Annotated in this window: 7 protein-coding genes; 3 read left to right on the top strand and 4 right to left on the bottom strand. The window is 71.9% G+C overall.

Features of this window, described 5'->3' with window-relative positions; translation table 11 throughout:
- On the bottom strand, positions 1-114 hold a 114-nt coding region (locus tag VFO68_RS11880; RefSeq protein ID WP_325158289.1), incomplete at its 3' end, for a biotin/lipoyl-containing protein.
- 53 nt (positions 115-167) lie between these two features.
- Positions 168-1538, bottom strand: coding sequence for a dihydrolipoyl dehydrogenase (lpdA, locus tag VFO68_RS11875; RefSeq protein ID WP_325158288.1), 1371 nt, complete (start codon positions 1536-1538; stop codon positions 168-170).
- A 125-nt stretch (positions 1539-1663) separates the two neighbouring features.
- Here lpdA and VFO68_RS11870 point away from each other — a divergent pair, with 125 nt between their 5' ends.
- The gene (locus VFO68_RS11870) at positions 1664-1996 is read left to right on the top strand and encodes an oxidoreductase (RefSeq protein WP_325158287.1); all 333 of its coding nucleotides are present in this window, start codon (positions 1664-1666) and stop codon (positions 1994-1996) included.
- A gap of 129 nt (positions 1997-2125) precedes the next feature.
- Here the strand turns inward: VFO68_RS11870 and VFO68_RS11865 are convergent, their stop codons facing one another.
- A complete protein-coding gene (locus tag VFO68_RS11865; protein ID WP_325158286.1) occupies positions 2126-3622 on the bottom strand; it encodes a leucyl aminopeptidase in 1497 nt (498 codons plus the stop codon).
- A gap of 51 nt (positions 3623-3673) precedes the next feature.
- On the opposite strand from VFO68_RS11865, the gene VFO68_RS11860 reads away from it, so the two are divergent.
- A complete protein-coding gene (locus VFO68_RS11860; RefSeq protein WP_325158285.1) occupies positions 3674-4783 on the top strand; it encodes a hypothetical protein in 1110 nt (369 codons plus the stop codon).
- 108 nt (positions 4784-4891) lie between these two features.
- Positions 4892-5986 carry a branched-chain amino acid aminotransferase gene (locus tag VFO68_RS11855; protein WP_325158284.1) on the top strand — a complete coding sequence of 365 codons (1095 nt, stop codon included), beginning with the start codon at positions 4892-4894 and terminating at the stop codon, positions 5984-5986.
- A gap of 8 nt (positions 5987-5994) precedes the next feature.
- Here the strand turns inward: VFO68_RS11855 and cobS are convergent, their stop codons facing one another.
- On the bottom strand, positions 5995-6729 hold the full coding sequence (gene cobS / locus VFO68_RS11850) for an adenosylcobinamide-GDP ribazoletransferase (RefSeq protein ID WP_325158283.1): 735 nt from the start codon (positions 6727-6729) through the stop codon (positions 5995-5997).
- Positions 6730-6793 lie beyond the last annotated feature (64 nt).

The raw sequence follows: 6793 nt of genomic DNA, 5'->3' as shown, positions 1-6793 counted from the left end.
CTCGAGCAGGGCCTCGTCGACCGCGACCTCGTCGCCGACGGACTTCAGCCAGCGGGTGACGGTGCCCTCGGTGACGGACTCGCCCAGTGCCGGGAGGGTGACTTCGGTGGCCATGGAGCTCCTTCGCTCTCGTGCTCTGCGGTTGGTCGGTGGTCGTGGTCAGGTGGTCAGGAGTGCGCGTGCAGCGCCTTGCCGGCCAGCGCGAGATGGGCCTCGCCGAGGGCCTCGTTCTGGGTCGGGTGCGCGTGGATCAGCGGGGTCACGTCCTCCGGGTAGGCCTCCCAGTTGTAGATCAGCTGCGCCTCACCGATCAGCTCGCCGACCCGCTCGCCGACCATCGTGACACCGACCACCGGCCCGTCCGGCGCCTTGACCAGCTTCACCCCGCCGGCCGTCTTGAGGATCTGGCTCTTGCCGTTGGCGCTCAACGCGAGCACGTAGCTCTCGGCGTTGCCGTACTTCTCCTTGGCCTGCGCCTCGGTCAGCCCGACGGAGGCCACCTCGGGCTTGCAGTAGGTGACCCGCGGGATGCCGGCCTCGTCGATCGGCGCCGGGCTCAGCCCGCTGATCTCCTCCGCCACGAAGATCCCCTGCTGGAAGCCGCGGTGGGCGAGTTGCAGGCCGGGCACCAGGTCACCGACCGCGAAGACGCCCGGCAGGTTGGTGCGCAACCGGTCGTCGGTGAGCACGAACCCGCGCTCCATCCGCACCCCGGCCTCCTCGTAACCGTGGCCGGCGCTGTTGGGCCCGCGGCCGACCGCGACCAGCAGCAGGTCGGCGTCGAGCGACTCGCCGGACTCCAGCGACACCGTCACCGCGCTGTCGGACTGGGTGGCGCCGGTGAACTTCACGCCGGTCTTGTACTTGATGCCGCGCTTGCGGAACGCCCGCTCGAGTTGCTTGGAGGCCCACTCGTCCTCCAGCGGCACCAGCCGGGGCAGCGCCTCGACGATCGTGACGTCGGCGCCGAACGAGCGCCAGACGCTGGCGAACTCCACGCCGATCACGCCGCCGCCGAGCACCACCACGCTCTCCGGCACGTAGTCCAGGTGCACCGCCTGGTCGCTGGTGATGATCCGGCCGCCGATGTCCAGGCCCGGCAGGGTCTTGGCGTAGGAACCGGTGGCCAGCACGACGTTCTTGCCGGTGTACCGGTCGCCGCCGACGGTCACCGCGTTCGGCGCCACGAACGTGCCGTCGCCCTCGACCACGGTCACCTTGTGCGACTTGGCCAATCCGGTCAGGCCCTTGAACATCTGGCCGATGATGCCGTCCTTGTAGGAGTTCACCCCGGCCATGTCGATGCCCTCCAGCGAGGACTTGACGCCGAACTGGTCGCCCTCCCGGGCCAGGTCCGCCACTTCGGCCGCGTGCAGCAGCGCCTTGGTGGGGATGCAGCCGCGGTGCAGGCAGGTGCCCCCCAGCTTGTCCCGTTCGATCAGGACGACGGACAGGCCGAGCTCGGCGGCACGGAACGCACAGGCGTAGCCACCAGACCCGCCGCCCAGGATCACAAGGTCAGCGGAGGTGTCAGTCACGGGGTTCTCCTCGGCAGCTTTTCATCGATCGATCTGTCGGTTTCACACGCCATCTTGTCACTACGTAGGGCAGGCTTGCGACATGGCCAGGGGCCGTTGCCATGATCGGGTTCGGAGGTGGTGACGTGGGTCTTTTCGACTCCCTGCGGAGGAAGGGTCGACCAGGCACGGTTCGCGGTGCGACCAGGCAGGACACGGCGCATCTGGAGGAGTGGGCGGCGCAGCGCCACGGCGTGGAGGCGTTCGTCGAGCCGCGCACGAACGTGACCGGCACGACCGTCCTGCTGGTCGCGCACGACGGCGAGTGGACCCGGCGCCGGGTCGACGGCCCGGACGCGGCCTTCGACTTCGCCAAGCGCCGGTCGATGCCGATCTACGAGGTGGAGCGGGTCGGCTACCCCAAACGGATGCGCGACTACCAGGCGCGGCAGAAGCGTTCCGCCTCTCCAGAATCTTGATGCGGTGGTGGCGCTGGCAGCGCATCTCGCGTGGGTCGGTGGATTGTGGCTGGGTGCCGTCACGGTGCCCCTGAGGTGCGGTTGGTTGGCCCAAGACCTCACCCGATGATCCGTCAAACAGGCCCCGGGTCAGCCGTTCTCGGCGAAGTCGGCGAGCAGCGCGGCGAGGGTCCGCACCGGTACCCCGGTGCCGCCCTTGCCCGTGTAGCCCCAGGGTGAGCCGTTGTTGTAGGCCGGGCCGGCGATGTCGATGTGCGCCCAGGGCAGGTCCTCCGGCACGAACTCCTTGAGGAAGATGCCGGCGGCGAGCATCGAGCCCCACCGGTGCCCGGTGACGTTGGCCAGGTCGGCGAGCTTGGAGTCCAGGTCGCCACGCAGTTCCTCGGGCAGCGGCATCGGCCAGCCGCCCTCGCCGGTCGCCTTGGCCACCGCGGCCACGCGGTCGCGCAGATCGTCGCTGCCCATGATCCCGGCGGTGCGCCGGCCCAGCGAGATGATCTGTGCGCCGGTCAGGGTGGAGGTCTCCACCAGGTAGTCCGGGTCGTCCTCGGTGGCCCGCACGATCGCGTCGGCCAGGATGAGCCGGCCCTCGGCGTCGGTGTTGAGCACCTCGACGGTCTTGCCGCCGTACATGGTCAGCACGTCGCCGGGCCGGTAGGCCGCGCCGCTGGGCATGTTCTCGGCCATCGGCACGGTCGCGACGACCTCCAGCGGGTACTTCAGCCGGGCGGCCAGCACGACGGTGGCCACCACCGCCGCCGCGCCGGACATGTCGGAGGTCATCTCCTCCATGTGGGTGGCCGGTTTGATCGAGATGCCGCCGGTGTCGAACGTGATTCCCTTACCCACCAGTGCGACCTTCGCGCGGGGCCGGGGGCCGCGATAGCGCATCCGGACCAGTCGCGGCGGCCGGCTGGAGCCGACGCCGACGCCGAGGATGCCGCCGTAGCCGGCCTTGCGCAGCGCCTTCTCGTCGAGCACCTCCACCTCGAGGCCCGCGGCCCGGCCCAGGCCGGCCGCGCGCTCGGCGAACGAGGCGGGGTAGAGGTCGTTGGGCGGGGTGTTGATCAGATCCCGGGCGGTGGCCACCGCCTCGGCGATCGCGGTGGCGGCCTTGAGCGTCGCCCGGTGCTGCTTGGTCGTGCCGTCCGCCGGGCTGGCCAGCTCGACCCGGGACACCGTGCCGTTCTTGCTTTCCGACTTGTAGCTGTCGAAGGTGTACGCGCCGAGCACCGTGCCCTCGACCGCGGCTTGAAGGTCCACAGTGGACAGCGTGGTGACCACGCGGCCCACCCCGGTCAGGCCGCGGGCCGCGGCGCCGGCCGCGCGGCGGACCTGCTCGGCGGAGACCGTGCCGTCCGCGCCCGGCTTGCCGAGTCCGGCCGCGACCACCATGCCGGCGGACAGCCGGCCCAGGGTCGGCACCTTGACGACTTCGTCCGGTTTACCGGTGGCGCCGAGGGTGCGCAGCACCGCGAGCAGTTCGCCGCCGAAGGCCGCGTCCACCGCCTCGGCGCCGGGAGCGAGACCGACGCTGTCACCGTCCTGGGTGATACCGATGACGACGGCCTCCGCCGCGACCTCGGTGACACCGGTGGAGGTCATGGCCAGCTTGGGCACGATCACGAAGGCTCCTCGATTGTTCGCCGTTGAGGCATGTTAACTACCCTGTCCCGGGTGACGCCGCACGTCCGGTCCGGTTTGGCCGCGATGCTGGGCGCGGGGATCCTCGCGGGTCTGGCGCCCGCGGTGGCCGCTGCCGGCCCGTGGGCGCTGGCCGCCCTGGTACTCGCGTCGATCATCGCCGTCGCGTGTGGACTGTCTACTCCAGACCGGCTGGGAATACTGGGAATTTTTGGTCGGGTCGCCGGTGCGGCCGCGGTGGCCGGCACGTTCGGCGCCTACCTGGCGCCCGCGCATCCGACGGTCGCCGCGATCGGGCTGATCGGGGTGGTCACCGGGTTCACCGCCGCCGGGCTGCGGCCGTCCGGGACGTTCCTGCGGGTGGCCGGCACGCTGGTGCTCGCCGTGCTCGTGCTGTTCGTCGTGGTGTGCCTGGCGGTGGCGCCGCCCGAGCCGGCGGTGCCGGCCGGCGACCGGGCCGGCGGTGCGGCCGGGCTGCCGATCGCCGCCCTGCTGCTGTTCTTCTGCTTCCTCGGGTTCGAGCACGCCTCGACCGGACGGCGACGGGCGCCGGTCCTGGTCGCGATCGGCCTGACCCTGCTGGTGTGCCTGGCGGTGGCCGGCGCCGCGCTGCGTCAGCTCGGCGCCGCGCGGCTGGCCGTGTCGCCGGCTCCGCTGCGTGACGCCCTGGCCGCGGCGGACGCGGCCGCCCTGGCCCCGGCCCTCACCGCGGCCGCCGGCGTGGCCACCCTGCTGGTCCTGCTCGGCATCTTCGCCGACCTGCGCACCGGCACCCGGTCCCGGGCGGTGCCGGTGGCCGGGATCGGCGCGGCGGCCGGCGCCGCCCTGCTCACCGTGCCGATCGCGATCACGCTGGCCGCCGGGCTGATGCTCGGCGAGTACCTGCTGGCCGGCCTAGGCCGCCGTGGCCAGCGCCAGAAAGACCACGCCGAAGGTGAGCACGGCGGTGATCACCAGCGGAGCGACCTGGATGTCGCGGGGGAAGAAGGCGGACTGCTTGCGGTACCACCACACGGCCCAGGCGACGGCCCCACCGATGCCGAGCAGGACGCCGAACCCGCCGAGCCAGAGATAACCGAGCAGTACCGTCGATCCCGCCAGCAGCGGCGCCATCGCCGCCACCGCCGCAACTTTGATATCTGAGCCCCAACCGGCGGACACGGAGTTCTCTGTCACGGTTAAGCATGGTAGGACGTCCGATCCTCGAGATCGCGATTTTCCGGGTGCCGAAACGAGGGATACCGTTGCTCCATGACGACACCGTTCACCCGGACCCCGAACCCGCACCCGGCGACCCCGGAGCGCGTTGCGGAGGTACTGGCCAAGCCGGGCTTCGGTCAGCACTTCACCGACCACATGGTGACGATTCGCTGGAACCGGACCCAGGGCTGGCACGACCCGGCCGTCGAGCCCTATCACCCGTTCGAGCTCGACCCGGCGGCGATGGTCCTGCACTACGGGCAGGCGATCTTCGAGGGCCTGAAGGCCTACCGGCAGCCGGACGGGACCGTCGCGTCCTTCCGCCCGGAGTCGAACGCGGAGCGGTTCCGCAGGTCGGCGCGCCGGCTGGCGATGCCCGAACTGCCGGACGACCTGTTCATGGCATCGCTTCGGGAGTTGGTCGCCGTCGACGGCCACTGGGTGCCGGAGGAGAACGAGTCGTCGTTGTACTTCCGGCCGTTCATGATCTCCACCGAGAAGGGCCTCGGGGTGCGTCCCGCCGCGGAGTACCTCTACGTGCTGATCGCCTCGCCGGCCGGCTCGTACTTCGCCAGCGGGATCAAGCCGGTGAGCGTGTGGCTGTCGCACGAGTACGTGCGCGCCGCGCCCGGCGGGACCGGGGCGGCCAAGTTCGCCGGCAACTACGCCGCGTCGCTGGTGGCCCAGGCCCAGGCCGCCGAGCAGGGCTGTGACCAGGTGGTCTGGCTGGACGCGGTGGAGCGCCGGTGGGTCGAGGAGATGGGCGGGATGAACCTGTTCTTCGTCTTCGGCTCCGGCTCGGACGTCCGGGTGGTCACCCCTGAGCTGTCCGGTTCGCTGCTGGCCGGCGTCACCCGCGACTCGCTGCTGACCCTGGCGGGGGAGCTCGGCTACGCGGTCGAGGAACGCCGGATCTCCACCGAGGAGTGGGAGAAGAAGAACGAGTCCGGTGAGCTGACCGAGGTCTTCGCCTGCGGCACCGCGGCCGTGATCACCCCCGTCGGAGCCGTCAAACACACCGACGGCTCGTTCGCCATCAACGGCGGCGCCACCGGCCCGGTCACCATGCGCCTGCGCGAAACCCTCACCGCCATCCAGCGCGGCATCACCCCCGACACCCACCACTGGCTCACCAAGCTCGCCTGACCCGGGGGTCAGGACAGGGTGGCGGCGGTGAGGACCACGGTGGTGGCGATCTCGCAGGCGGCGCCCAGGACGTCGCCGGTGATGCCGCCGAACCGGCGACGCGCGTGGCGGACCAGGAGCAGCACCGCGCCGGCGGCCAACGGGACGCCGAACAGGCCCAGCCACCAGTGCGGGAGGGTCGCGACGCCGCCGGCCACGGCAAGAACGGACCACCAGGCGGCGGCCACGCCGGCCGAGGCCGAGCCGGCCACCAGGGCGCCGAGGCCGTCGGGCCGGGCCGCCGGCACGCCGGGTAAGCAGCACAGGGCGAACGCGGCCCGGCCGGCGGTGACCGCGACGACGACCGCGGCCCAGCGCTCACCGCCGCCCAGGGCGCCGAAGGCACTCGCCTGCGCGCCGAGCACCACGATCAGCGTGACCACGCCGAACGGGCCTGCGGTGCCGTCCCGCATCACCGCGAGCGCCCGCTCGGGCGGCCCGTAGCAGCCGAACCCGTCGGCGGTGTCGGCCAGGCCGTCCAGGTGCATGCCCCGGGTGAGCAACGCCAGCAGGCCGACGGTGAGCAGCCCGGCGAGCAGTCCCGGCATCCCGACGACATCGGCCACCAGCAGTGCGAGCGCGGCGATGCCACCGAGCAGCAGCCCGACCAGCGGCGCGAACGTGATCGCCTGCCGGCCGGCGGCCGCGTCCACCCGGTCCGGGCGCGCCGGAAAGACGGTCAGCCAGGACAGGGCTAACTTCACGCCGGGCCCGCGACACCCGCGTCGGCGAACGTGGCCATCTCGGCCAGCACCCGCACCGCCATCG

This window comes from Actinophytocola sp. (assembly GCF_035712165.1).
In the GTDB taxonomy this organism is placed as follows: Bacteria; Actinomycetota; Actinomycetes; order Mycobacteriales; family Pseudonocardiaceae; genus DASYTH01.
Note: the sequence above shows the minus strand (reverse complement) of the source record. Positions and strands in the feature narration are given on the sequence as shown.

Coding starts and splice junctions, on each gene's coding strand:
- VFO68_RS11855 (WP_325158284.1), top strand. CDS start 4,892: ATGACGACACCGTTCACCCGGACCCCGAACCCGCACCCGGCGACCCCG.